At 58.4% G+C, this 22,459-nt stretch carries 26 protein-coding genes and 1 pseudogene; 11 read left to right on the forward strand and 16 right to left on the reverse strand.

What is annotated here, in order from left to right:
- From LBK75_11195 to LBK75_11260, 14 genes are all read right to left on the reverse strand, one after another.
- Positions 1-917: hypothetical protein (locus LBK75_11195; protein MDR1158843.1), on the reverse strand; the 917-nt coding region annotated here is incomplete at its 3' end.
- Positions 918-1,019: 102 nt separating this feature from the next.
- Complete coding sequence (locus tag LBK75_11200; protein MDR1158844.1) at positions 1,020-2,144, reverse strand: chitobiase/beta-hexosaminidase C-terminal domain-containing protein; 1,125 nt, start codon at positions 2,142-2,144, stop codon at positions 1,020-1,022.
- 94 nt (positions 2,145-2,238) lie between these two features.
- Positions 2,239-3,216, reverse strand: coding sequence for a hypothetical protein (locus tag LBK75_11205; GenBank protein ID MDR1158845.1), 978 nt, complete (start codon positions 3,214-3,216; stop codon positions 2,239-2,241).
- 49 nt (positions 3,217-3,265) lie between these two features.
- Positions 3,266-4,957 (reverse strand): hypothetical protein, encoded by a 1,692-nt coding sequence (locus tag LBK75_11210; GenBank protein MDR1158846.1) that lies wholly within the window; start codon positions 4,955-4,957, stop codon positions 3,266-3,268.
- Positions 4,947-5,246, reverse strand: a complete 300-nt coding sequence (locus LBK75_11215; protein MDR1158847.1) for a hypothetical protein — start codon at positions 5,244-5,246, stop codon at positions 4,947-4,949. Before LBK75_11215 ends, LBK75_11210 begins: the two co-directional genes overlap by 11 nt.
- Positions 5,247-5,294: 48 nt before the next feature.
- Positions 5,295-6,590 carry a PBSX family phage terminase large subunit gene (locus LBK75_11220; GenBank protein ID MDR1158848.1) on the reverse strand — a complete coding sequence of 432 codons (1,296 nt, stop codon included), beginning with the start codon at positions 6,588-6,590 and terminating at the stop codon, positions 5,295-5,297.
- Entirely contained in the window at positions 6,587-7,069 is a 483-nt protein-coding gene (locus tag LBK75_11225) for a terminase small subunit (protein ID MDR1158849.1), read from the reverse strand. The genes LBK75_11220 and LBK75_11225 overlap by 4 nt, the downstream gene beginning before the upstream one ends.
- A 275-nt stretch (positions 7,070-7,344) precedes the next feature.
- Complete coding sequence (locus LBK75_11230; protein ID MDR1158850.1) at positions 7,345-8,118, reverse strand: hypothetical protein; 774 nt, start codon at positions 8,116-8,118, stop codon at positions 7,345-7,347.
- Positions 8,119-8,272: 154 nt separating this feature from the next.
- Positions 8,273-8,542 carry a hypothetical protein gene (locus LBK75_11235; protein ID MDR1158851.1) on the reverse strand — a complete coding sequence of 90 codons (270 nt, stop codon included), beginning with the start codon at positions 8,540-8,542 and terminating at the stop codon, positions 8,273-8,275.
- A gap of 908 nt (positions 8,543-9,450) precedes the next feature.
- The gene (locus LBK75_11240) at positions 9,451-9,699 is read right to left on the reverse strand and encodes a hypothetical protein (protein MDR1158852.1); all 249 of its coding nucleotides are present in this window, start codon (positions 9,697-9,699) and stop codon (positions 9,451-9,453) included.
- Between the two features lie 135 nt (positions 9,700-9,834).
- Complete coding sequence (locus tag LBK75_11245; protein ID MDR1158853.1) at positions 9,835-10,071, reverse strand: hypothetical protein; 237 nt, start codon at positions 10,069-10,071, stop codon at positions 9,835-9,837.
- Between the two features lie 24 nt (positions 10,072-10,095).
- Entirely contained in the window at positions 10,096-10,380 is a 285-nt protein-coding gene (locus tag LBK75_11250; protein ID MDR1158854.1) for a helix-turn-helix domain-containing protein, read from the reverse strand.
- A 22-nt stretch (positions 10,381-10,402) separates the two neighbouring features.
- Positions 10,403-10,891, reverse strand: coding sequence for a hypothetical protein (locus LBK75_11255; GenBank protein MDR1158855.1), 489 nt, complete (start codon positions 10,889-10,891; stop codon positions 10,403-10,405).
- Between the two features lie 27 nt (positions 10,892-10,918).
- Positions 10,919-11,116: a helix-turn-helix domain-containing protein gene (locus LBK75_11260; protein MDR1158856.1), complete on the reverse strand. Its 198-nt coding sequence runs from the start codon at positions 11,114-11,116 to the stop codon at positions 10,919-10,921.
- 90 nt (positions 11,117-11,206) lie between these two features.
- On the opposite strand from LBK75_11260, the gene LBK75_11265 reads away from it, so the two are divergent.
- Positions 11,207-11,995, forward strand: a complete 789-nt coding sequence (locus tag LBK75_11265; protein MDR1158857.1) for a hypothetical protein — start codon at positions 11,207-11,209, stop codon at positions 11,993-11,995.
- A gap of 589 nt (positions 11,996-12,584) precedes the next feature.
- Positions 12,585-12,755 carry an Arc family DNA-binding protein gene (locus LBK75_11270; GenBank protein MDR1158858.1) on the forward strand — a complete coding sequence of 57 codons (171 nt, stop codon included), beginning with the start codon at positions 12,585-12,587 and terminating at the stop codon, positions 12,753-12,755.
- Positions 12,756-13,597: 842 nt separating this feature from the next.
- Here the strand turns inward: LBK75_11270 and LBK75_11275 are convergent.
- Positions 13,598-13,738, reverse strand: coding sequence for a helix-turn-helix domain-containing protein (locus LBK75_11275; GenBank protein MDR1158859.1), 141 nt, complete (start codon positions 13,736-13,738; stop codon positions 13,598-13,600).
- A 211-nt stretch (positions 13,739-13,949) separates the two neighbouring features.
- Between LBK75_11275 and LBK75_11280 the strand changes: the two genes are divergently transcribed.
- The 3 genes from LBK75_11280 to LBK75_11290 all read left to right on the forward strand — a co-directional run bounded on the left by LBK75_11280 (position 13,950) and on the right by LBK75_11290 (position 14,975).
- Complete coding sequence (locus LBK75_11280; GenBank protein MDR1158860.1) at positions 13,950-14,294, forward strand: helix-turn-helix domain-containing protein; 345 nt, start codon at positions 13,950-13,952, stop codon at positions 14,292-14,294.
- An 83-nt stretch (positions 14,295-14,377) separates the two neighbouring features.
- On the forward strand, positions 14,378-14,557 hold the full coding sequence (locus LBK75_11285) for a type II toxin-antitoxin system HicA family toxin (protein MDR1158861.1): 180 nt from the start codon (positions 14,378-14,380) through the stop codon (positions 14,555-14,557).
- 13 nt (positions 14,558-14,570) lie between these two features.
- Positions 14,571-14,975, forward strand: coding sequence for a type II toxin-antitoxin system HicB family antitoxin (locus LBK75_11290; protein MDR1158862.1), 405 nt, complete (start codon positions 14,571-14,573; stop codon positions 14,973-14,975).
- 38 nt (positions 14,976-15,013) lie between these two features.
- Here LBK75_11290 and LBK75_11295 read toward each other — a convergent pair whose 3' ends face one another.
- Positions 15,014-15,232, reverse strand: a complete 219-nt coding sequence (locus tag LBK75_11295; GenBank protein ID MDR1158863.1) for a helix-turn-helix transcriptional regulator — start codon at positions 15,230-15,232, stop codon at positions 15,014-15,016.
- A 140-nt stretch (positions 15,233-15,372) separates the two neighbouring features.
- Between LBK75_11295 and LBK75_11300 the strand changes: the two genes are divergently transcribed.
- From LBK75_11300 to LBK75_11325, 6 genes and pseudogenes are all read left to right on the forward strand, one after another.
- Positions 15,373-15,882: a helix-turn-helix domain-containing protein gene (locus tag LBK75_11300; GenBank protein ID MDR1158864.1), complete on the forward strand. Its 510-nt coding sequence runs from the start codon at positions 15,373-15,375 to the stop codon at positions 15,880-15,882.
- A 386-nt stretch (positions 15,883-16,268) separates the two neighbouring features.
- Entirely contained in the window at positions 16,269-16,709 is a 441-nt protein-coding gene (locus LBK75_11305) for a hypothetical protein (protein ID MDR1158865.1), read from the forward strand.
- 245 nt (positions 16,710-16,954) lie between these two features.
- Entirely contained in the window at positions 16,955-18,076 is a 1,122-nt protein-coding gene (locus tag LBK75_11310) for a site-specific integrase (protein MDR1158866.1), read from the forward strand.
- 139 nt (positions 18,077-18,215) lie between these two features.
- On the forward strand, positions 18,216-20,981 hold the full coding sequence (gene secA, locus LBK75_11315) for a preprotein translocase subunit SecA (GenBank protein MDR1158867.1): 2,766 nt from the start codon (positions 18,216-18,218) through the stop codon (positions 20,979-20,981).
- A gap of 93 nt (positions 20,982-21,074) precedes the next feature.
- Positions 21,075-22,202: an FprA family A-type flavoprotein gene (locus LBK75_11320; GenBank protein MDR1158868.1), complete on the forward strand. Its 1,128-nt coding sequence runs from the start codon at positions 21,075-21,077 to the stop codon at positions 22,200-22,202.
- A 22-nt stretch (positions 22,203-22,224) separates the two neighbouring features.
- Positions 22,225-22,459: pseudogene (locus tag LBK75_11325) on the forward strand (glutamate racemase).

The following is a 22,459-nucleotide window of genomic DNA, read 5'->3' on the forward strand; positions in this document are numbered from 1 at the left end:
ACCATCCCCGTCACGGGCTTGTTGTCCACGTCGACAAGCATCTCGCCATCGACCGGGAAATACTCAGCCGTCGGAACACCGAACTCATCGAGCCCGGAGTGATACACCCGCGCGCCCCCGTCCCCATACAGCCACACCCGCGCGTCGGTAGCGCCCCCAAACACAGCGCTATAGCGCTGTGCAAGCACGGGATCCGGCGCGGCGGCAGCGGTATAGGTGATCTCCACACTATTCGGCACACCCCCAGCCGGCGCTGTTCCAAACGTCACAGTCCCAGCCGTCAAGTTGACAGTGTACCCCGCCGTCGGCACAACGGCACCGCCGTCCGTCACCCTGTCAACGGACTGGATCCCCGCGTCCAGCAGCTTGTACAGCGTCGCGGTCCCATCGGGGGAAAAGCGCTGACGCCGCTGGGGCGTCAAGAGATTGACAGACTCCAGCGGCGTCCCGCCCCCGGCCGGCGGCGTGGCGGTCGTCACGATGGGCGCATACCCGACCACTGGCGCGAACACGTCGCCCCGCGTCCCGCTCCACACGAGATACTGCGACCCCGTGAGGCAATACACCTTGCCCCCGAACCCGAAGAAATGGGCATAGGCGCCATACCCGGTACCCAGCACGCTATACCCAGCGCCAGCGGCGACCTCCAAGATCCGCCCCCCGATGAGCGCCGTCATCACATCGCGCCCATCGGCACTGCCGCCCCACAGCGCATCCACACGCCGCCCCGGCTGCAAGGTTTGCAGCGCAGCATACCCAGGCCGCGTGCGCAGATTCCCATCCGCCGTCACACGGAAGTTCCGCATGACGGCCGCCTCACCGTGCCTCAGCCCCGTGTCCCCATCCGGCGACAAATTGAGCCCCAGCCACTTATCAATGCGAACACTCATCCGCGAGCCCGGCTTAACGACCGCCATGCGTTTCACCCCCAATCTGACAGATAGCAGATAACAGTTTACAGCTGGGGATGCCATCCCCTACAACTGTTATCTGCTATCTGATCAGTTGTTAACTGTTCGTCACGCCTGCGTGTATACCGCCGTCACGACTCCGGAGTCGGTCATGCCGGAGTAACTCGCGTACGCCTTTACGACGAGGTCGCCGGTGAGCCCTGTGGTCGGGATCTTGTTCGTTGAGTTGTAGGGCATTGCCGTCTGGCTGGTCTTGGGGTCTGTCTGGTCCAGCGTGTACTGCATCCCCGCGCCGGAGGTGGCGGACGCCAGCGCGATGGTGGTGGTGCCCGGCGTGTACTTCGACCCGCCGGCCGGCGTGAAGGTGGGATTGGCGACGAACGTGGTGTCCGCGCTGTCAATGGACAGTGCCACCCCGGCGCGCCGCGTGGCCAGGACGAACAAGTCATGGTAGATGAGCCCCTCGACGAGCGCGCCCGCCATGCCCTGCGGCTTGTTGTGGATCTTGTAGTCTTTCAGCTTGACGGGCGCCGGCGACGTCGTCTTGTCGACAATCATAAAGTTGACACCGACGGGCCAGTATTGCACAGGCACGACCACCACAGGCAGCCCGTCTATCTCACCCAGGACACCGCGCTGCAGCATCTGCTGCGACATATCGCCCTTCTTAATGAAGTCGGGGTCAAGCTTCAGCCACTTGTAAATGGCCGGCTTGACAAAGAGCCTCCGCCCCTGCCGATTGACGAGGGCGTTGTCCATGTGCTCGCCCAGCGTCAGCACGGCCTGAGCGGTGTTGGTCTTGTCGAGGGCCGCGCTCTCTTTGATTTTGATACCCGCCTCGGCGGCCCACTGCCCGAGGCGATACCTATCGACGTACGGCGTGATGACGTTGTCGACCTGCTCCTTGAGCGTTCTATTGGCCCGATACAGCACCTGAGGCATATCAGCGCCATACAGCTCATCCAGCGCATAGGTGAAGGACTTCGCATCCCGCATAGTCAGCTCCTGGACGGTATTGCCCAGATTATCTGGGATGCCGTACCGGCTACCCACGGCCGCCTCGGCGTCGTAGTTGTTGAGCCTCACAAGGCCCGAAGTATAAACTTTGACAGTCCGCGCGCCCACGAAATCGCTATCCAGCGATGACACGGTCGCGATATCCGTATAACTCTGATGCGTAAACCGCTCGATAAGCTTTTGAGAAAACTTTGTCGCAAGATTAAGAGTTGCCATAATCACTCACTCCGTTCGTTCAATTGACAATTGATAATTGCGGAACGATTTGACAGCTGATAATTATCAACTATCAATTCTCAATTATCAATTGTCATTCCTCCCAGCCGGCGAAATCCGGGTCGCGGGGTGTCGTTCCACCGACGCCAGAGCGCGGGCCGGTAGAGGCAGCGGCCGCTTTGCCGGCCGTCTCCTTGGCTGTCAGCTTCTCCGTCAGTGTTTTGACCTGGGCCGAGAGATGGTCGTTTTGCTGGGCGGCATACGCTTCGGTGAGGCCGAGGCCACGTTCCATGTATGACTTCAGCGCCTTGAGGGTCCCCGGGAAATCCTGCATAGCCTCCGGATGGGCCGCTGAAAATTTTTGCAGCTCTACCCGCGCCGCGTCCGCGCGGGCCCTGGTCTCCTGCTCTCGGGCCGCCGCCGCCGCGGCCTCCCGCTGCGTGGCCGCGGCAGCGCGGGTCTGCTCCACTTGGAGCTGGGCCCTCTGCGCCGCCACCTCCTGGTCGACGCCCTGGCCAACCAGCTGCGTTGCGATCTGGTTGGCCTGCAGCTGGTCCAGAAACACCTCCGGCTCCAGCCCGAAATTCTTGGCCATCTCTGACACCTGCGTCAGGACGGGGTGGTTTGCCAGCTCGGCCTTCTGGGCCTCCAGCTGCGCGCGGGTGTCCCGGTGCGCCAGACCCATCTGTACGAGACCGGCCACCTCCTCCGGCGCCACTGTCACATCTTGGTGGTTGTACCGTACTGTGAGGGACGCCCCGGCATCCGGGGTCGGCGTGGGCGCAGGCGGCTCGGCCGGCTTATCGTCGCCCACGGCCGGAGCGGCCGGAGACGTGTCTGGCGCGTCGTCGTTTGTGGCCATGCCGGCCATTTCGGCGATTTCCTGGGCCGTAAAACCCCACTCGTCCACGTCCGCCGCGGGTGCGGCGGGTGCGTCCGTCTCCGGTGTGGTGGCCGGAGGCGTGGCCGATGCGGACGGGTCGGCCGCTATGGGGGCCGGCGTGGCGGCCGGCGCTGCTGCTGTCGTGCTGGCGCCCGTGGCGGGGGCGCCGCTTGTCGTCATCTCTGGCATAGGGGTGTCTCCTTTGTGCCCAGCCCATGGTGAGGGCGGGTATGAGTTTTTATTGCATCGTCAGTCGGTTGACGTACTGCTCTGGCGTTTGCATCTGCCCGGGCATCTCCGGCGTGGGGACGAGACCGCCCGGCGGGGTAGGCGGTGCGCCTCCGGTGCCGGGGCCGGCCACAGGCGCGGCGCCCATCTGGGCCATCTGTATTTTTGACTTGATGCTGTCGATGAGCTCCTGCCGCTGGGGCAGATACCCATCCGGCAGCCGCTCAAGATAGTCGACGAGCTCCAACGACCCGTTAGAAAACAGGTTATCCAGCGTAGTCATCCGTGACAGCTCAGACCAGTAGGCAGCCGGCCCAACGTCAATCTGTAGCGTGAACCCCAGCGCCTGCAGCTGGCTGTAATCAAAGACGACCTGCTGGCGAACTTTGCCGCCATCCCAGCCGGACTGCTCCAGCGTCACATATCTGGCGCCGTAGTAGGCGCCCATGAAGTCGATGAGGAGCAGCGCCAAGTCCTCGACGGCCTGATACAGCCGCTGCCGTGTCAGCTCCAGCGGCACGGAGGCGGCCCGCTGCACCGCGATGATAGCCGATGTGTTCTCCGGCCGCACGTTCCCCAGGGCCGCATCCGGCGCCCCCATAAAGTCGCGCGTGTAATTGATCGCGGCGTCGATGTACTCGTGCACCTGCGGGGGCAGGCCGCGCCCCTCGATAACGCGGGCCACGCTCGCCATGTCGTCCGAGGCAGCGCCGGTGACTTTGATCGCCGCCCCGACGCGGTTGTCCCATCCGTCCCGCACAAGGGTGCCGTTGTAGACGACTTTGGGATAGGCCGTCGTCATGAGAGAGATCATACTCATCGCGAAGAGTTTGTTGATGAAAATCTGATTCGGGATCAGGCCTGTCACAGCCGCCTGTCCGTGCTGCACTTCGTTGATCTCATCCCACGGCATCCAAACGACGGGATACCGGGTGAGGGCCGTGTCCCACTCTGGGCGAATCCATGCGGTGCCGGTGCACTCGGCCGCAAAGATCCGCCCAGACTCGGGATCACGGCGAAGATGAAGGAGGACAGTCACGCGGTCCGTGTCGGCGCGCTCGACCTGGTCCGGGACGTCCTGGGTCTCATTGTCTTGTGTGATGCCGTCCGGGTCGCCGCCCCACTGCGCAGCCCGGCGCCGCACGTCCTCGACTTGCTCCCGAGACTCGATGATGATCCACGGCTGCCGACTCACATCTGAGCTGGTAGGATTGCCAAAATGCACGCGTGTGTTGAGGATATTCTCAATGGCGACATCCCCGGGCTCTCGCTGCCCAGTTTTGGCAGCGGCGTCCCACCAGAGATACAGCGCGCCATCCCCGCGCACGGCGGCATTGCGGAGAAACTGTGTGATGGTCGTCTCGAACTTTGTGCGTTCAAAGATGGCGTCGATGGTATCGCCGATGACGTCGCTCATCAGACGGGCAGCCTGTTCTGGGATCGCGCCTATGGCGTCCAGCGGCGTCGCCTGCACAGCAATCGAGTCGGAGCGCAGCGAGGAGATGAGGAACAGCACCACGCGTTTGAGTAGATTGAACACAGGGGTCGGCAACCCCTCGGCGTCGACGCCCTCCCATTGCCGACCGATGAAGAAGTTTTCATTGACGGCAGCGGTATCATACAAGTTGAGGGTTGTCTTGAACGACACCCCATCGTCCCACCGCTGCGCAATCTGGGAAAGCTCCAACGTCTCAAGAGGCATGCCGGTCACCTCCCGCTTTGCGCACCTCGTCCGGCCGCAAACCGGTGGGTGGCGTATAGGCCATCAGGGTCTCGACGCGCCGGGCCATGCGCTCCTGCTCCAGCCGCGCCTCCTCAGAGAGGGCCGCGTCCTGCGTAGGGGACGGCGTCCTCGACGTCCCGCTCGGTGTCCTCGACGTGCGGCGGATCCAGTCCAACAAGATGGGCCGCAGGTACAGGGCCACCAACACAAAGGCCACCAAGCAGCCACCGAGAAGCCCCACAATCAAAAACGCCATTGGTCTCTCCATTGTCTCGTCCTCCACTCGCAACTCAGCGCTCAAAACTCATCACTGTCGTCAGTATTCGAGATACTGACGACTCAGGCCATCGTCCGCCGGGATGCCGGTCACAGGGTCCGGCGTGTAGCGCACCCACTCGGATACGCTGTAACGCAGTGCGTCCATCGCGTGGTTGAGCACGTCGACAGGCCGGTCGGTGTAGGCGCCCGACTGCTCATCTCTTATCCACTTCCAGAGCTGAAGCTCACGGATGGTGTGCTTGCAACTGGGATCCACAATGATCTGGTGCGCCTTAAGCCAGTCGATTTGCGCCACATCATCATGGGGCCGCTTGACGACGCCCCGGCACAGATACCGGGCCCTCTGCCACTCGCGCACGCGGTCCGGCTCGGCGCAGTCGGCCCACAGCATCGTGGTCCTTGGGATCACGCCCTCCGCCAGCTCTATGAGCTCGGCGTTGACGAGGCCCGGCTGATAGATCTCCCGTCGGATGTAGACAACCTGGTCTTTGACGCCGACAGACAGCAGGGCGGAAGGGTCGTTGAAACCGAAGTCGAGGCCACCGGAGAGTGCATCATAGCATCCATCGTTCTCCGGGCAGTCGTCGACACGCCAGCGGGTGAGGATGAGCCCCCCGACCTCGCCCCACTCACCCAAGGCATACACGCGGTAGAGCTCCGGGTTTGCTTTCTCCAGCGCCGCCATACGGTCCGCGTAATCCGGCGGATTGAACCGGTTATCCCGCCAAGTGGACTCATGGAGGCACACATCCGGGTGCGGCGTGTCAAAGAACCGGGCCTTGATCCAGTGGGCAGAGGAAACAGGATTAAAACTCAGCGTCACCTGCGGCCAAAGGGCCGGCGGCAGCGTCCCACGGATACGGAGGGCAATCAGGTCGACGTCCCGCTCGGAGAGCTCTGTCGCCTCCTCGACCCAAACCCAGCATAGCTTTCCCGACGGGACCGTGACAGACTTGAGCCGCTCCAACTGCTGGGCATCTTTGCAGCCCCGAAACAGGATCCATGCGCCGGTGATTTTGCAGCGTAGGCTCAGCGGGCTTGACCGTATCTCCCAAATACGCGGCCACAGGTCTCCAAAGATGCGATACACAGCACCCGTCAATTCTGCGTACGTCGACGATCGATGAGAGGCCTCCGTCTTGCGGACGACCAGCAGCCCCGCGCCCGTATACGCCTTGTCTGTGAGGTGCAAAATGTACTCCTGCGCCAGGTCGTAGGACTTGCCGGAGCTGGCGGCGCCCTTGAGGACGCGCCAGAAATGCCGGCTCTCATGCGCGGGCACAAAGGCGCGGTTTGCCGAGACTTCTATGTGCCGCACCGGCCTCCTACTCACTGCCCGTCGCCTCCCCCGAAGCCGCGCACTATCGCCACGTCCGGCATCGCGCCGTCCAACTCGCCGTCCATGAGCCCAGTGATCCGCGCCAGCAGCTCCGCGGCCTTGATGGCACCCCGCGCGTCAAAGCGATACTCGCCGCTCGGCATGTAGTCCTTGGCGGCACTGTCCCACTCCAAGACCGGTTGCGCCTGCATACAGCGCCGAAAGACCTCCCGCAGGTCGAGGATCACAGAGTCGCGATTGATCCCATGCTGCTCGACCAAGTCGGCCCGCAGCTCTCTTATCTTTGCCCGCACGTCCGACCGCTTAAGCAACCGACACGCCTGCGAATCGGCATTTTTGGCGGCATACCCGGCGGCCTTAGCGGCCCGTGTGGCGTTGGCCTCTGGGTCTGCGGCGTAGATCTCGCAGAACCGCCACATCCGTGCACTGCCGTCCTTCCATGTTGTTTTTGTCTTCTTGGCGGCGGCAGTCATCTCCAGCCCCCCTTGACAGATAACAGTTGTTATCTGTTATCTGATCAGCTGTTATTTGTTCGTCAGCAGGATTATATCAAGAGTATGAGTGTTCGCAAATAATTTTCTGAATCTGTTTCTACACCACGCGCACGCGCGCGTATTTGGGTTTCCGCGCGATGAAAAATGTACCCGCGCGCGCTCGCCGGCGCGCGTGCAGACGGCCGGACAAACCTTGATTGTTTCATTTCTATCCATCGCGGGACGCCCCGGGCGCCGTCCCCTACGATTATCCATTATCCATTGCGCGGCGCACTCCACCCGCGCGGCGGCCGGTTCGGTTTGCCGTCGACGCGGCGCAGCTGTATGTACTCACTGAGATCCCCGGCGTCGGAAGCGCAGCGCTGGAGGTCCAGCATTTTGTATCCGCGTGGGATATGCGGAGCCCTGGTGAGGCGCAGCGGCTTCACGCCGCGTTTGATGCAGACAATGGGCTGCGTAAGGTTGCGGGACTGACTCCACCGCCGTTTCTGCGGGATCTTATCCCGTGGCGCCTCCGGCTCCGCGCGTCCCTGCCGATTGCGAAAGATATATCTGGCGAGCCACGAGTGTTCCGCGTCCGGCGTCATCTGCTCCAGCTGGACACGACCGAGGCCCCAAAGCGCCACAGCATCCTCCATCGGCATCTTTGACATGAGGATATGGTGGTGGATACGCCGCGTATCCCGCTCCGTGGTCGTCACAGCGATGTATTTGAGCTCCGGCATCCCGCGCCCGCGCCGCCAGGCCCGGACTTTTCGGAGATACCGCGCCCTATCCTTCAGGGCCTGGTCCATCTCCGGGGCTGGCGGCGCATAGCTGAGCGTCAACCAGAGATCGGAGGCCCCGAAATTCGCGTTGACGAGTCTGGTCAGATGTTTTTGGCTGTATTTCTCATTGCGGGCGGCCTGCCCCTTATCTGTCTCGGCCCGATTTTCCGACCGCGAGACCTTCCGGCCATCTCGCGCGGCCTGATAGGTCTCGATCTCCAAGATATCGCCCGCGTACACCCTCCGCTCAATCCAGACCATTCTTCTTACCCCATTTAGTCGGCAAATTAATTGGTTTAAGGACGTTCCAAAGGGGCATAGCCCCTGAACAGATAACAGCTGGTCAGATAACAGTTAACATCTACAACTGTTATCTGATATCTGATCAGTTGTTATCTGGCGGAGGAACACCTTATTATATAAGGTGTTCCTCCGCCGCCACGATCCCGGCCAGCTCGGTCCGGAAGGCCTTTATCGCCTTCACAGTCTTTACGCTGTCCATCGTCAGTTGCTCCTCCGGATCTCCGGCGTGGAGATCCGTCTCCTTGTACATCTCCAAAACAGTCTGCTTGCCGTCTTGTAGCGGCCGGTTGTAGTGCCCACAGCCGTGCCAGCGGGCTTGGAACACGTGTTCCGGAACCCCGACCTGGAACCCGTACACGGTGCAGTACGACTGCGACCGCATCCCAGGCATTTTGCGCGTCACGAGGTTTTTGCACCCCTCACACTCCAGCGGCCCGCGGCCGAACTCTCTGTACATGCGATCAAGACACAGCGCCACGTCTTATCAACCACCTTTCCCTGTCTCTGATTTTTTTCGCTCTGCCACAGCACAGCTTGCTGCAATAGATTGTCCCTCCCCGCAGCGAGGAGGGCAACTCCTCGCCACAGACGGGACAGTACCGCCTACCCGGCATCCTGCATGCCACCGCCGGCAGGAGCGTCGGCGTTTTCTGCTGGGCGCGCCACTGGCCGTATGTCAGCCCCGCCGCGCGGGCGGCCAGGGCATCCTGCGTTAATTGCGACATGGTCTTTCCGCCTCTGCCCACCTTTTCTATTCCTCCTCTCGTACGCGGTGCACGCATCTCCGATGGGACACGGGCGCCGCTGATATGTGTCTAACAAGTAGTTACAGACCGACAGCTTCCGGGCGGCCCCCGGTAGGGGGCCCCAGTATCGGCAATCTGTCCGCCAGCAGCTGACGGGCACTTTCGAAGGGGCGGCTGCCGGCAGGGGAACCTGTGCAGCGGCCTTGCGCTTGCGCGCCGCACGCGCGCGCGCGCTTTCGTGGTATATTTTTTCAGAGCACGCAATGCAATATTTTGCGGACCTGTGGCGGCCGGAGATATCCGCGCCGCACTGGGCGCAACAGCGATCACTTTTCAATGGCCTCTATCTCCTCAAACTTGATATCCATGAGTTGCCCCTCGCAGCACGACGGCCACAGCGGCAGATCCAGCTTATTTACAAAATCGTGTCTGTTTCCCGCAGCGGGGGCAGATAAACGTCACATGGGCAAACTCCCGTATCAGATCCTCCAGCAGGTTCCGCAGGGGCCGCGGCAGCTCCCTGTCCCCGATCTTTAGGGTCATATCAATTCCTCCCCATACTCCATACGCCGAAAGCTGCGATCGCCAGGAGCGCCACAGTCCGCAGGCAGCCACTTTTGAGATCGGCGCCCAACTCCATAGCGCCCACGGCTCCGATAGCACCGAATATGGCCATAAAAGTCACGGCGCCCAGCAGTGTCCGCCGCCCGCGGCGCCACAGCCGCTGAATTTTGAGCCACCTGATAGCATTCTGGCAGCCGACGATCGTCTTTTTGGCTCTGGCCCTCGCCATATCTATCACTCCGTTTTCCACTGTTATCTGTTATCTGTTCATTGTTATCTGTAAAAAGGGGGTCCCGGGGCGGGACGGTAACAGATGCGACCCGCCCCGGGAAAGTGAAAAGAAAGAAGGTGGGTAAGTTGGTAATCAACAGATTGTGAGCTCATAGGTGGGACGATGCTTGTCGTCCCCATACTCATCTTCCACCACGCAGCAGAACAGATTGCCCACCTGATAGATTTCAGGCACGGCCATGTTGTCCGACGCGATACCCCATGTGACATTTCTGATGGAATCTTCGTCCGCTCTCTCGCCTAACTGGGCTCGTCCAAGAAGGCTCGCGACTTCCGGCGACCTCGTCAGATACACCTTATAGCATGTCATATATATATCACTCACTCCGTTCGTTCAAGTTATGAGTGCTGCCCGGGCCCTTCTGGCCCAATAGGAAGCGATCGCCTCCAGATCTTCGGGTCGCTGAATCACGATTTGCGGCTGAATCACGGGCGCGCCACCAGCCAGCCAGATTTCCATAGCCTGCCGCCGCAGCACCCAGTGCCCGTTGTTCTTACCCTTCTCCGGGGGGACGTACTGCCCCCATGAGACATGCCCGCCCCGGATCCATTGCTTGATGGTGTCGGCGTTCACGCCGAGCCGCTGGGCCGCCTCGGCGACGCTGATAAGCTCACGCATGTTGAAAGACCCCCTCCCGCCGTCACCAGATCGGCGGCATTTTCATCTCTTCCGCGTCCCGCTCCGCAATCCAGCGTCTATCGGCTCGTACGGTGAGCCGGGTGCGCAGCCGCCCCAGCGGGCCGCTCCAACGCGCGTCGCGCATCCGCGCCACTTTCGCCTGGCGCTCAGCCGGGTCCTCCGGCAGGTCCCACACGTATCCGCAGCAGTCCGGCCGCTCGTATGTCCTGGCGCCTAGGAGGGGTCTGTACAGCGGGCAGTTCGTGCAGTACGGCGGCGCCACGAAGCAGGGTTCTTCCCCGGGGTCCGCCCCCGCATAATTGCACGCAAAGCTGCCGTAGTTGCCGTCATGCTCAAATTGCGCCCACCCGGGCCACTCGCTTGCGCTCCGTGTTCCATCCTCCGCGAGCCATCCGAAGAGCTCCCTGTGATACCGCCGGGCCTCCCCCAGCGTCAGCGCGTTTGCGTTCTTTTTTACCTGTGTCATCTGTGTTACCACCTTTCTTTTCACGGCCGTCCTCCGGGGGCGGCTTTTTATTTACTCCGATATCTGTTCACTGCTATCTGTTGTCTCATGTCTCCTCTCGAACTCGGCCAGATCCTCCGGCCGGATGCGGTAACTCTTTCGGGATAGCTTAATCGCGCGCAGCTCCTTGTGGCCGATCCAGCGCCACACCGTGGCCACGCTCACGCCGAAGCGCTCCGCAACCTGCGCGCAGGTGAGCAGGTTCGCCATTGTTCCACCCCCTCTTTGTTGACCCGTGTCGGATGTTGTTATATAATAAAAGTTGAAGATATTCTGTGTTGGCAGAAAGGTGGTTGCGCTATGCCAGTGGAGTATTACGTTTTTCCGGAGAATAAAAATTATGCGGTCTTCGCCGAAAACAATCTTAGTTGGGCAAATCTTGACGAGAAAAGCGAAGACGCACAAATCCCACATCCGGGAAACATTTCGAGCGTGCTGTGCAGCGTAAGAGCGCTTTTTGAGCCCTGTTTCGGAACAGAACATGTAAACAGAAGGGCTCTTGCTGTTTTCCCGACTAATGGTGACAACATGGCATGTGCAAGATATCATGTGATATTTTTGTCTGCGCGCGGGAGTAACTGGTGTCAGTATGCATACCAATTTGCACATGAACTGTGTCACTTCATGATTAATGCGGACATCGTAAAACCATTGCGTTGGTTCGAGGAAAGCATCTGTGAGCTGGCGTCATTGTTCTTTCTGCCAGGGATCACCGAACAGTGGGAAGACGCTCCTCCATATCCCCAGTGGAAACCGTACGCCCGTGAGTTCTCTGCTTATATTGAAGAGGAGGTGAAGCCCACGAGCGCCGTAATTCCGGAGGGTATAAGTTTCAGCGAGTACTTTTCTAGAAAAATGGGGCACCTTGAAACGCATGAGTATGAGCGGGACATTAACCGTCTCTGCGCGATGCACCTGCTTCCTATCTTCGAGGAAACTCCTGCCTTGTGGCGGGATACTCTTCACCTCGGAAAACTGCATGCGGGTCATACCTTCCTGAAATCTCTGCAGCACTGGAGGGAGTTGTCCGACGCGAAGAACGCGATTGAAAAGATCATAGCGCTATTCGAGGGACGTAGAGATGTGTGATCGTCTCCTTAGTTCCGCCCCCATACTAGGCCCCCGGGACCCTGTGGCCCTAGCGGACCGCGGACGCCAATCATTCCCCTCCTCGGACCGATATGCCCTCCCTGCCTTTGGCGCGAAAGTTCCCCCTCCTCAAGCAGGAACAGGGCATACTCGTCAAGGCTGAGGTTCCTGTCCCGCGCCTCCTCCCGCATCGCCGCCAGCGCATCATCCCGGATTTCCAACGTCACCTGTGCCATTCTGTCACCCTTTCGTCGCCGCCGCCCCGTCCGGGGCGGCTTTTTGTTTGCCTCAAAGTACAATTCTCGTTGATTTTCCTACTTTTTGTTGTTGATCTAGCCAGTCCCACAGAATATGTAAGACAAGCGCGTTGATGGATATGCCACTACGGGATGCCAGGTGCCCGATTCCATCGTACAGATCCGCAGGTATCCGCAGTGTGTAACGCACCCGCGTAACACCATTTGTCATATTTTTGACACCACCCTTCCTCTACAGTATAGCATGTCATCATATTGACGTCAATAGTCATATTGAAAAAATTTTCGATTTGTTGTATGATGTCAATATGACGCTGGAAGGAGGCACTGTGATGAAGAAGGGCGACCCGTACACCAAGGAAGCAGATACGCGCTTCACGCTCAGGATCCCGACAGAACTGCTTGACGCCATCAAAAAAGAGGCCGATGAGAACAAACGGTCCGCTGGAAAGCAGATTGAGTTCATTTTAGAAAATTGGGTGCGAGAAAACGCTGTAGAATAACAACCAGGAGTGTTTTTATCGTGTACCCACGCCGCTGTGCCTCTTGCCGGAGGGCTGCCAGGATCTCAGGTGGTAGGCGCAGTGTTGTCTGCTCGCGGTCCACGCTCTTCGCCTCCTCCGCCGCCCCGTCCGGGGCGGCTTTTTGTTTGCCCAAAAGTACAATTCTCGTTGATTTTCCTACTTTTTTGTGGTATCCTTGAGACAAGGAGGGATTTCTATGCGTAAACTGCTGATCCTTGTTCTCACTCTCGCAATGCTGACCAGTTGCGCCATCCCGACGTCTCCGCCCCCAGAGGCGTCACCTACGCCCACGCCTTGGCACTACGCTCGTGAGGTGGTATCTAGCGAGGCGGTATCTAGTCCTGCTCCCACTGACGCATACCATAATGGGTACACCAGCGGATATGATGCCGGATATAAAGCCGGATATGATGCTGGATACGATGCTGGATACGATGCCGCAAAGGCGACGCCCACGCCTACACCTACACCTACACCTACGCCTACGCCTAAACCCACGCCTAAACCTACACCTAAACCTACACCCACGCCTACGCCTAAACCTACCGTTAAACCTACGCCTACACCTACACCCACACCTGAACCATCAAGCGATATCATTGTCTACATCACAAAAACAGGTGAAAAGTATCATCGGGGTTCTTGCAGTTACCTACGGCAGTCCAAGATTTCGATAGAGCGATCGGAGGCTCAACGGCTTGGTTACACCGCCTGCAGTCGCTGCAAACCGGGATAAACGTACAAGAACTCAAGATGTTCGTCATCTTACCCCGTGTTTCCTGTAACCACCCTTTCGTCGCCGCCCCTCCGGGGGCGGCTTTTTATTGTGCGGAGGACTCGGCTATGCCAAACAAGTCATCTACCTTGCACTTATATAGGAGGGCAATCCGCGGCAACAGATCAGCCCGGGGATATGTTTCGCCTTTTTCCCACTGAGAGATTGCGCCTTGAGTCAGCCCCAGACTGTCAGCGACACTTTACTGGGTAAGTCCAGCTTCTTTCCTTTTGCGCTTGATTTTTTTCATTCTTTTCATCCCCCCCATCTCCCCGATTAGTAGTTACACTCTTATAATAGCATATCTCCTCGATTTGTCAAGAGTATTTTTAATATTTTTTTAAACATACTTGCAATTTATTAGACAATCTATTATAATAATACTAGGAGATGTTTTTATGAATAGGATAAAGGAATTGCGAAAAGAGAGAAAAATGTCTCAAATGTCGCTTTCAATCGCAGCAAATGTTCACCAAACAGCAGTAAGTCAATGGGAGACAGGGAAAACCAACCCAGATTTGGACACGCTCAAGCGCCTTGCGGATTTGTTTGGGGTATCCGTGGACTACATCCTGTATCGGACGGATGAGGTTAACCCAACCGCGCAACCACACATGCCTTCAACTGGGCTGGACGTCAGCGACGAGGTTCGGGAGCTCTCCGGGGAGTACGCCCGATTAAGCGACAAGGACAGATCCCTAGTGAAAAACTTGATCCAGACGCTGTCAGAAAAATCTCCCTGACCAAAACCGCGTCACTTCCTCCGCTTACCCATTGACATTCATGCGCATTATGCGTATAATATAATTATAAGGGAGATGGGTGCATGAAGTTTCGAGAGATAGAGAAAATCATACTGGCAGACGGATGGACATTTAAGAGCGCGAAAGGCTCTCATCATCAATATGTACATCCTACCAAGCCGGGCAAAGTAACTATCCCATGTCATTCCGGCGACATCGCCCACATCATTGTTAGAGCAATATTGAAACAAGCCGGATTATAAGGAGGTTTTAAAAGTGAAAATAACGTATCCCGCCATTTTTTATAAAGACGAAGAGAGCGGCGCCTACGCCGTTGAGGTTCCCGATCTCCCCGGGTGCGCTACAGGGGGAGATACACTCGCCGATGCTATATTGATGGGCACTGACGCCGCTTCAGGCTGGGTGCTTACCGAATTGGAAGAAGGCCGGTCAGTCCCGCCATCGAGTACGGTGAATGCCATTCAGCCCGACACAGGCGGTTTTGTTAGCCTGCTAGTACTGGACATGGACGCTTATACGGAAAAATTCGGAGACAAAGCAGTCCGTAAAAATCTCACCATTCCCGCATGGCTTAACACCTTTGCGGAATCACAGCACATCAATTTCTCTCAGGTGCTGCAAGAGTCATTGATAGAGATGTACCAACAGCAACATGCATAATACCCCTTTTCTTTCCGCCGCCCCTCCGGGGGCGTCTTTTATTGTGCGGGGTCGTCGGGAATCGTCCCGCCATAAAGGAGTTGGGCTAAGCTACACCCTAAGGCGCTCGCCAATCGCTGTGCGGTTCGCACTGGTAGCCTCTTTCCCTTCTCGCCACGCTCCAGGCGACAGTAGTATCCCTGGCTGACACCGGCAGATTTGGCTACCTGCGCCTGTGTCATCTCTGCTTGTCGCCGGAGCGCTTTCAGGGCATTCATAACATTCCCCCCTGTTTAATAAAATTACCCTTTGGGAATATATTATACCATTAGAGCGCGCTTGTCAATACCCACAGGGAAAAAAGTTTTACTTGATTTTAATTCCCTGCGGGTATATAATAATATTAAGGGTGGTTTATATGAATAGGATCAAGCACACTCGATTTATCCGAGGCATCTCCCAGAAGGAAGTCGCGACCACGCTCGGAGTGGCACAGCCGACTGTGAGCAACTGGGAAAAGGGCACAAAAACTCCCGGCGCGAGCAATTACCAGCGTCTGGCCTCTTTATTTGGTGTCTCCGTTGACTACCTAATGGGGTTTTCTGACGAGGGCGGCCTAACTTCGTTGCCCCTTGGTCCCCCGTTGCACCCGCCAAAACTTCCAGAGGTGAGGCCACCGAAAATCATGGAAGGTACACGCCCCATCGGAGACGCAGGCGTGCAGGAGTTTTTTCAGGATCTTAACGAACTGGTTGATAGACACCAGGACCTCCTCGGGGCTCAAAAAAATAAGCCGGCCGCCCAGGAAGGGCAGCCGGCCAGTGAGCGTGATATTACGATGGCGAAAATTGCAGCTAGGTTGAACGAGATGAACGACAAGGAATTTTCTCGGGCGGTGGAGATTTTTCGTCTTCTGGATTCCGAATAGATTCCCAGTAAGTTGCAACTTTTCCGTCCGCAAAATTTTGCAACTTCTGCAAAATTTCCTCCGTCAAGGTCACGCGTTTTTCTTTGCCCATATTCAGTTGGTCCCTCAACTTTCTTCCACGTCCTTGTGGAACATCGAATCCATTGATTGTAAAATCGAGGGAAATTTTTTGATAGTTTAGCCTCTCGCCGTAGAAATCACCAGAGCCGAACAAGTAAGCGGCATATGGGAACAAATTGATAAACTAGGACAAGGGAACGATATTGGAGAACAATTTTAAAGGGAGATCCCGTTTCCTATCTCGTACTCTCAGCGGTCGTGTACCTGTAGCTTTTAAGGCATCTCAAAAATCTAGATTTACAATAAGAAGGGCAGACGTGATTTGAGTGAAACACAAGACTAAGAGAGGTATTCTGGTAAGAGCCTTGCAAGCCTTTGGTGCGTTTTTTTTATTTTTGGGAGCGATTGGTATAATTTCAAAAATTTCTGACGCCATTTCTATCGCCATAAAAGGAGAACCATCAACGTTGCCTGTTGAAAACCTATCTATTGCCTACTTTTTTGTGGCTTCTTTCGCCCTTTTTGCCTTGGCACATAATGTTTTTAATTCCGACCTTTCGAGGATATATTTGCAAAATATCGATTTTTTAATGACGGCCGACATGACACACCGTGGCTTTCACTTTGTTAAGTGTAGTTCTTGTGGTTCCTACTATAGGGTAAATCAGAAGGTTTGCGAGACGTGTGTCGGCACCCCTTATACTATGGAAAAAATACCTCCCACACCAGAACCGCAGGATTTTCCCGATGGATTCCGCCCTCAATAAGCAATCACAATGAGCACAAAAGATCTCAAGTGGTTTTATGTGCCATCTATTTTAAATGTCTTCTTTGTTCATGATATAGGCTTCAGCGCGTTTTTCCTGAGAAACGTCCATAAATAGCACCCCCATAAGAACATATGAAAACGCGACTCACTAAATTCATTATACACAACTTTCAACGGACTTGTCAAAAATATCGACGTCTCTAAGCATTTTGTTGACGTCAACAAAAATGGCTCCGCGGGGAAGTGGCGCAAAGCGGAAACTTTTCAAAAGGAGCGGATATCATGCCAAGACGCGCGAACGGGGAAGGGACCTGGGCCCAACACGGCGACACGTATGAATACCGCGTGACCATCGACGGCAAGCGCCGGTCGTTTTCCGGCCGCACGAAAGGGGAGTGCCGCCGGCGCGCCAAGGATGCCGAAAACGCCCCCAAAATCGACAAAAAAATGACCGTGGCCCAGTGGGCCCCGATCTGGATGGAGGCGTATCGAAAAGGAAATATCGCACATGTTGCCTATGTAACCCAGAACAGTTATATCAAAAACCATATCACTCCCAAATTAGGGAAACTGCAAATGAGCGAAGTGAGACCCGTCCATTTGCAGGAGTTTTTGCAGGGATATAAGGCGCGATCCTGGTCTATGCGCTCTTGTCTTCGCTTGATCCTGAAGGGCATGTTCGCGGATGGGATTGAAAATAACCTATGTGCCGAGAACCCGGCCGCAGCTCTCAAGATCGGATCAAAGCCGAAGCGGCGACCGAAGGCATTTACGCGGGACGCCGTACCCAAGATCCTAAACTTCGCGGAAACGCACCCCTACGGCCATTATATAAAGCTTCTTCTTTACACCGGGCTGCGTAGCGGCGAACTATTCGCGCTCAAGTGGTCCGACATCCATGACGGCGTGATCTCAGTGCAGTCCGCTCTCGCCCTGACAGAAGACGGCTACAAGGAGAAGCGCACAAAAAATGAAGACGACAGATTCGTAGGATTGCGCCCGGAAGCCATCGCCACCCTGAACGCCATACCGAAGATAAGCCTGTACGTCCTCGCAGACAAAAACGGCAACCGGATCAAACACTCGTACTTCATCACGCGCTACCACTGGTTTTTCCGCGACCTCAACGCCACACTCAAACCCACCGAACAGATCCCATGGATGTCACCTCACAAATGCCGTCACACGTTTGCCACATATTACCTTGCTGGCGGCGCAAATCTTCGAGCAGTGCAAATCGCACTTGGGCACGCAGACATCCAGACAACGCAAATTTACACGAGCGTGGACATAGAAACAGCCAAAGCCAGCATAGCGCACCTTGACTATTCTTGGAGAAAAAATGGAGAAGAGGCAGAAAAATAAAACACAGACCCGTTGCAGCGCAGTCGATACAGGGTTATTTCGAAAACTCCCTGTACCTTTGCGCCGGGTGTGATATAATAAAGCAGGAATCGACCCCCGGCCGGCGCGCCGTTCATCATACTGGGGAGGACACCACACCATGGGCATGCTCGCAAAATTGTTCGGCACTCACTCCGAACGGGAACTCAAACGCATCCTGCCCCTCGTCTCGCGCATCGAGGCGCTGGAGGAGACATACCGCGCGCTCTTGGAAGCGGAGCTGCGTGGACGGACAGCCCAGTTTAAGGCTCGCCTCGCGGAGGGCGAGGCGCTGGACGACCTGCTCCCGGACGCGTTCGCCGCCGTGCGGGAGGCCGCGGATAGGGTGCTCGGCCTGCGGCCCTTCCGCGTGCAGCTCATCGGCGGCATCGTGCTCCATCAGGGGCGCATCGCCGAGATGAAGACCGGCGAGGGCAAGACGCTTGTCGCCACGCTGCCGGCCTATCTGAACGCGCTGACCGGGCAGGGTGTGCACATCGTCACGGTCAACGACTACCTGGCCCGTTACCACTCCGAGTGGATGGGCAAGGTATACCGTTACTTGGGGCTCTCCGTCGGGCTCATCGTCCACGACGTGGAGCCGGCCGCACGCCGCGCCGCCTACGCCGCCGATATCACGTACGGCACAAACAACGAGTTCGGCTTCGATTACCTGCGCGACAACATGGCCATTTATAAGGAACAGATGGTCCAGCGCTCTCACGCGTTCGCCATCGTGGACGAAGTGGACTCCATCCTTATCGACGAGGCGCGCACGCCGCTCATCATCTCCGGGCAGGGCGAAAAGTCCACCGAACTCTACGAGAAGGCCGATCGGCTGGCCGCGCGCATGCGCGTGGTCAAGGTGGTGGAACTCGACAGCAAGGCGGAACACGACGACATCGACGGGGACTATGTGGTCGACGAGAAGGCCCGCTCCGTCACGCTGACGCCCGCCGGCATCTCAAAGGCGGAGTCGTATTTTGGCATCGAAAACCTTTCCGACCCGGAGAACGTCACGCTCGCGCACCACGTGAACCAGGCCATCCGCGCCCGCGGCCTCATGCAGAGGGACATCGACTACGTCGTGCGCGACGGGGAGGTCATCATCGTCGACGAGTTCACCGGCCGCCTCATGTTCGGTCGCCGCTACTCCGAGGGGCTGCACCAGGCCATCGAGGCGAAGGAGGGCGTTAAAGTTGAGCGGGAGAGCAAGACGCTGGCCACGATCACGTTCCAAAACTACTTCCGCATGTATCGAAAGCTCTCCGGCATGACCGGCACGGCGCTCACCGAACAGGAGGAGTTCTCTCAGATCTACAAACTGGATGTCATCGAGATTCCCACCAACAAACCGATGATCCGTGAGGACTACCCGGATGCCGTCTACAAAAACGAGGCCGGAAAGTATCGGGCGATCCTCCGGCAGATCAAAGAATGCCACGAGCGGGGCCAACCGGTGCTGGTGGGTACCGTCTCGATTGAGAAAAACGAACTGCTTTCCGCCATGCTGCGGCGAGAGGGCATTCCCCACGTCGTGCTGAACGCGAAGCACCACGAAAAGGAAGCCGAGATCGTCGCGCAGGCCGGCCATGTGGGCGCCGTGACGGTGGCCACCAACATGGCAGGGCGCGGCACCGACATCATGCTGGGCGGCAACGCCGAATTTTTGGCGGTGGCCGATCTGCGCAAGGCCGGCGTGCCGGAGGAGATCATCACCGAGGCCACCGGGTATGCCGAGACGGAAAACGAGGAGGTCCTGGCGGCCCGCGCGCAGTTCGCCGCCCGCATGGTGCACCACAGGGAGCATGTTGCTGTCGAGGCCGAGAAAGTGCGTGCCGCCGGGGGCCTGTTCATCATCGGCACCGAGCGCCACGAGTCCCGGCGCATCGACAACCAGCTCCGCGGCCGCGCCGGCCGCCAGGGCGACCCGGGTTCCTCACGCTTCCTCATCTCGATGGAAGACGATCTCATGCGGCTCTTCGGCGTGAACCGCGTCAGCGGGATGCTGGAGTCGCTGGGGATGGACGAGGACACGCCCATCGACCAGAAGATGCTCTCAAACGCCATCGAAAACGCGCAAAAACGCGTGGAATCGCGCAATTTCCAAACACGTAAACACGTGTTGGAGTACGACGACGTGATGAACCGGCAGCGCGAGATCATCTACGGTCAGCGCAAAAAGGTGCTGGACGGAGAGGACCTGCGCGGCAGCATCCTCGACATGATTGACGACGCCGTCGGGCGGGCGGTGGACCGAGCGGCCGGCGGGCACAACTTCATCGACCCCCCGCAGATCGCCGCCGCCACGCAGCCCTTCGAGGGGCTGTTTCTCGCGCCGGGCCAGTTTACCTTTACCCAGGAGGAACTGAGCCAGAAGACGACGGACGACATCAAGGCGCTGCTGCAGGCGCAGGCGCGGCGCGTGTACGAGGAGAAGGAGCGCGCGCTCGGCCCCATCATGCGCGAGGTGGAGCGTGTCGTGCTGCTGCAGGTGGTCGACCGGCACTGGATGGATCACATCGACGCGATGCAGGAACTGCGCAACGGGATCGGCCTGCGCGCCTATGCCCAGACGGATCCGCTCGTCGCCTACAAGCAGGAGGGCTTCGAGATGTTTGACCAGATGGTCGCCGAGATCCGCGACGACACGGTGCGCTACATCTACACCGCTCAGGTGCGCGGCGCCGAGGCGCCGAAGCGCGAGCAGGTGGCCCGGCCGACGCGGGCGGGCCTCCTCGGCGGCGGCGACGGCAGCGACAAGAAACGCCCCGTGCGCAAGACCGCGGCCCAAAAGGTCGGCCGCAATGATCCCTGTCCCTGCGGCAGCGGGAAAAAGTACAAAAAATGCTGCGGCTTCGAACCCGGTACCGGCGGCGAAGCGTAACAACAGACACGGCTCCAAGCGTCTCCCGGCCGGGAGCGAATGCGCCTGGCGACGCGGCGTCCGGGGAGACGGGAAACACACAGGAGGGATAAAATGGCGGCGGTTCGCGTCAGAGGCAATGTCTATTGGGTGGGCGTGAAACACCCGGACGTGCGCAATTTCCACGGGTATCTTGTCCCCTATGGCACCACATACAACGCCTATCTGATCCTCGATGAGAAGATCTCGCTGGTCGACACGGTGCGCGCGCCGTTTGCCGAGGCGCTGCTGGACAACATCCGGGAGGTAGTCGACCCGACCCGGATCGACTACCTGATCTCCAACCACGTGGAGCCGGACCATTCGGGCGCGCTACCGGCGCTGATCGCGGCCTGCCCGAACGCGACGGTCGTCACCTCCCCCAACGGGCAGAAAGGTTTGGCCGCCTATTACCCGGAGATCGCGCCCGCCTGGCAGGTGGTGAAGACCGGTGACACGCTGTGCACCGGGCGCTGCCGCTTCTCGTTCGTCCTCATGCCGATGGTCCATTGGCCGGACAGCATGTCGACATACCTCGCGGAGGAGAAGATCTTATTTTCGAACGACGCGTTGGGCCAGCACATCGCCTCGGATGAGCGTTACGACGACGAATTGGGCGAGGAACGTCTGCTTGAGCGGGCGGGCGATTATTACGCAAACATCGTGCTGCCGTACGGACCGCAGACCCAAGCCCTGCTGAAGTCGATCGCCGGGCTGGACATCGAGCTGGCGGCGCCGAGCCACGGCGTCATGCTCCGCTCGTACTTGCCGAAAATTTTGGAAAAATATGACATGTGGTCGCGCGGCGAGAGCGATCCGTCGCGTGGCGTCGTCGTCTACGACACGATGTGGGGCGCGACGCGGACAATGGCGGAGGCGCTCGTGCGGGAACTGGCCGGGCGCGGCGTTACCGCGGAGCTCATTTCGCTGAAGGAGACGCACGTGTCCACGGCCATGGCCCGGCTGCTGGAGGCCGGCTTCATCGCGGTGGGGAGCCCCACGCTGAACCGGCAGGTCATGCCCACGGTGGCGGCGTTCCTCTCGTATCTCCGGGGACTCGCGCCGAAACGGCGCACGGGACTGGCCTTCGGCGCGTATGGGTGGGGCGGCGAGAGCGTCGGGCTCATCGAGGAAACGCTCACCGCGCTCCAGTGGACGCTGGAGCCGTCCCGCAAGGCCCAATGGAGATTTTCCGGAAATTAGTAAACAAGAGGAGACGATGTGAGTGTCCGACAACCGCGCCGTCGGGGTATTTGATTCGGGGCTCGGCGGGCTGACCGCCGTGCGGGAGTTGACGCGTCTGCTGCCTCAGGAGGAGATCGTCTATTTTGGAGACACCGCCGCGTGCCATATGGCACGCGCGCGCGGGAGACGATTTTGTCTTACATGCGACAGGACATCGCGTTTTTGATGACCTTTGACATCAAGGCGCTGGTGGTCGCTTGCGGCACGGCCAGCAC

The sequence above is a fragment of the Oscillospiraceae bacterium genome (assembly GCA_031265355.1).
Classification (GTDB): Bacteria; Bacillota; Clostridia; order Oscillospirales; family UBA929; genus JAIRTA01.

Coding starts and splice junctions, on each gene's coding strand:
- LBK75_11200 (MDR1158844.1), bottom strand. CDS start 2,144: ATGGCAACTCTTAATCTTGCGACAAAGTTTTCTCAAAAGCTTATCGAG.
- LBK75_11205 (MDR1158845.1), bottom strand. CDS start 3,216: ATGCCAGAGATGACGACAAGCGGCGCCCCCGCCACGGGCGCCAGCACG.
- LBK75_11210 (MDR1158846.1), bottom strand. CDS start 4,957: ATGCCTCTTGAGACGTTGGAGCTTTCCCAGATTGCGCAGCGGTGGGAC.
- LBK75_11215 (MDR1158847.1), bottom strand. CDS start 5,246: ATGGAGAGACCAATGGCGTTTTTGATTGTGGGGCTTCTCGGTGGCTGC.
- LBK75_11225 (MDR1158849.1), bottom strand. CDS start 7,069: ATGACTGCCGCCGCCAAGAAGACAAAAACAACATGGAAGGACGGCAGT.
- LBK75_11230 (MDR1158850.1), bottom strand. CDS start 8,118: ATGGTCTGGATTGAGCGGAGGGTGTACGCGGGCGATATCTTGGAGATC.
- LBK75_11235 (MDR1158851.1), bottom strand. CDS start 8,542: ATGCGGTCGCAGTCGTACTGCACCGTGTACGGGTTCCAGGTCGGGGTT.
- LBK75_11240 (MDR1158852.1), bottom strand. CDS start 9,699: ATGGCGAGGGCCAGAGCCAAAAAGACGATCGTCGGCTGCCAGAATGCT.
- LBK75_11245 (MDR1158853.1), bottom strand. CDS start 10,071: ATGACATGCTATAAGGTGTATCTGACGAGGTCGCCGGAAGTCGCGAGC.
- LBK75_11250 (MDR1158854.1), bottom strand. CDS start 10,380: ATGCGTGAGCTTATCAGCGTCGCCGAGGCGGCCCAGCGGCTCGGCGTG.
- LBK75_11260 (MDR1158856.1), bottom strand. CDS start 11,116: ATGGCGAACCTGCTCACCTGCGCGCAGGTTGCGGAGCGCTTCGGCGTG.
- LBK75_11265 (MDR1158857.1), top strand. CDS start 11,207: ATGCCAGTGGAGTATTACGTTTTTCCGGAGAATAAAAATTATGCGGTC.
- LBK75_11270 (MDR1158858.1), top strand. CDS start 12,585: ATGAAGAAGGGCGACCCGTACACCAAGGAAGCAGATACGCGCTTCACG.
- LBK75_11280 (MDR1158860.1), top strand. CDS start 13,950: ATGAATAGGATAAAGGAATTGCGAAAAGAGAGAAAAATGTCTCAAATG.
- LBK75_11285 (MDR1158861.1), top strand. CDS start 14,378: ATGAAGTTTCGAGAGATAGAGAAAATCATACTGGCAGACGGATGGACA.
- LBK75_11295 (MDR1158863.1), bottom strand. CDS start 15,232: ATGAATGCCCTGAAAGCGCTCCGGCGACAAGCAGAGATGACACAGGCG.
- LBK75_11300 (MDR1158864.1), top strand. CDS start 15,373: ATGAATAGGATCAAGCACACTCGATTTATCCGAGGCATCTCCCAGAAG.
- secA (MDR1158867.1), top strand. CDS start 18,216: ATGGGCATGCTCGCAAAATTGTTCGGCACTCACTCCGAACGGGAACTC.
- LBK75_11320 (MDR1158868.1), top strand. CDS start 21,075: ATGGCGGCGGTTCGCGTCAGAGGCAATGTCTATTGGGTGGGCGTGAAA.